The following is a 2,276-nucleotide window of genomic DNA, read 5'->3' as shown; positions in this document are numbered from 1 at the left end:
CCTACAACCTATCTATTGGTTTGCTGAGTTACATGGTTCATTCATTTTATGAGATGACAGATCCTGATCAGATTAATATTTATTCTTTCCTTTCGTTTTTATCAATTGTGGTGTTTGGTGCGTCACTTACCGGTTTTGTCAATACACTTTTTGGCAAAAGCAAGCTCAGGCTGAAAATTATGCTCGGTATTGCAGCAATGTTTCTTATTATTTTCTATTTCAGCGCAGCATTAGCAGTCAGTTTTGTGTTCTTTTACATATTTGTTGCCGCAATGGAGTCTCTTTACCTTATTATAAGAGCAATGATAAGAAAAGAAAAATCGGCATTTATTGTCGGCGGCGGAATTTTAACTTTCTTTCTCTTCGTTGTCATGGTCATTATATTCAAGATCTTAGATTCTTTGAATATTGCTGATCCCGACAAGCTTTTTGGAGATGATTTCATGGGATATGTTCTTGGTTTTATATTTATCAGTTTTCCGATTTCTATTTCAGCTTATCTGGCTTGGGAATTTGCTTCAACCAATTTGAGTCTCGTAAAACAGCTTGATGAAGTAAAACGATTATCTGATGTAAATTTAAAACAGGAACAGGAAAAGCAGCAGATTCTTCAGGATCAGAATGATTTGCTTGAAAGCCAGGTTGATGAGCGAACTTTTGAATTACAAAAAGAAAAGCAAAAGACAGAAAATTTACTGCTCAATATTCTTCCGCATGAAGTTGCCGAAGAATTAAAGGAAAACGGAAGCTCTGAAGCCAAATATTATGACGAAGTCAGTGTTTTATTTACCGATTTTGTTAATTTTACCCAAAGTTCCGAGAAAATGGGCGCCGAAAAAATGTTGGTTGAGCTCAACGAATGTTTTACCGCTTTTGATTTAATCATGGAAAAGCATGGTTTAGAAAAAATAAAAACCATTGGTGATGCCTATTTAGCGGTTTGCGGATTGCCTATAAAAAATGAATGTCATGCTTACAAAACGGTGTTGGTAGCTTTGGATATTATTGATTTTATTGAAGAAAGAAAAAAGACAAATCCGGATGTTTTAGATATAAGAATCGGGATTAATTCTGGTTCTTTAATTGCCGGAATTGTCGGTGTGAAAAAGTTTGCTTATGATATTTGGGGCGACACCGTAAATACGGCTGCAAGAATGGAGCAAAACAGCGAGAAAGGGAAAATAAATATCTCAGAATCTACCTATCAACTGGTAAAAGAAAAAATAGTCTGCGAATACAGAGGAAAAATTCACACCAAAGGAAAAGGAGATATGGATATGTATTTTGCGTTGGAAACGATCAAGTAGATGAAAGAAAATAGATAAGAGATAAAAGACTTACAATCACACATCTATTCTAACGAATATATTTTAATTAATTAAATATCTTGCTTAAAAGATTATCATAAATGAATGTATTGCGTGTTCTTAGCTAAGTGAAACGTCTTTGCGAACGAAAAATATTTTCAAACATTAAAAAAATCTTTGCGTTAAAAATTTTCGCATTATCCAAAGATTCAAATTTTAAAAAAAACATTTTCTATTTTAAATATGGAATACGAAAAACTAAATAAAATAATATTAAAAAGACTCAGGGAAAATCTTCCTGAGCATCTTTCTTATCACAGCGTGATGCATGTAAAAGACGTAATAGATTCCGTAGAAAAAATTGCAAAATCTGAAAACGTGAATGATGAAGATCTATTATTGCTTAAAACCGCAGCATTGTTTCACGATACCGGGTTTTTGTTCGGGTCAAAAAATCACGAAGAAAAATCTTGTGAAATTGCCGAAGAATATCTTTCCGAATATGGATATTCAGAATTGCAGACCGAAAAGATAAAAGGAATGATCATGGCGACAAAAATTCCTCAGACTCCGCACAATCATCTGGAGCAGATTTTAGCTGATGCCGATCTGGATTATCTGGGAAGAGACGATTTTTTTACCATCGGCAATAAGCTTTTTGAAGAGCTTTCGATGTTCGGAATCGTCAATTCTGAGCGCGACTGGAATCTTTTGCAGGAAAAATTCCTGGAGAGCCATCACTATTTCACCGAAACTTCCATCAAAAACAGGAAAGAAAAAAAGCAGGAAAATTTAGACATTATTAAATCAAAACTAAAAAACGACTAATCATTTTATGAGTTCTTCAACTAAACATGGCCCGCTGTTTACTCTTTCAGATATTATTTATCTCGTTTTGGGAGTTATTTCTGCGAGTTTTGCTTTAAAATCTTTCCTCGTTCCTAATCACTTTTTAGATGGTGGTGTTAC

2 protein-coding genes are annotated in these 2,276 nt (G+C 34.0%); both read left to right on the top strand.

Annotation, left to right across the window (positions count from 1 at the left end; all coding sequences use genetic code 11):
• The coding region (locus tag AB4Y90_RS17590) for an adenylate/guanylate cyclase domain-containing protein (RefSeq protein ID WP_441558863.1) at positions 1–1,307 on the top strand (1,307 nt) is incomplete at its 5' end.
• 243 nt (positions 1,308–1,550) lie between these two features.
• Positions 1,551–2,135 (top strand): HD domain-containing protein, encoded by a 585-nt coding sequence (locus AB4Y90_RS17585; RefSeq protein WP_441558862.1) that lies wholly within the window; start codon positions 1,551–1,553, stop codon positions 2,133–2,135.
• The last annotated feature ends 141 nt before the right edge of the window (positions 2,136–2,276 follow it).

This window comes from Chryseobacterium sp. 2TAF14 (assembly GCF_052115105.1).
Taxonomy (GTDB): Bacteria; Bacteroidota; Bacteroidia; order Flavobacteriales; family Weeksellaceae; genus Chryseobacterium.
Note: the sequence above shows the minus strand (reverse complement) of the source record. Positions and strands in the feature narration are given on the sequence as shown.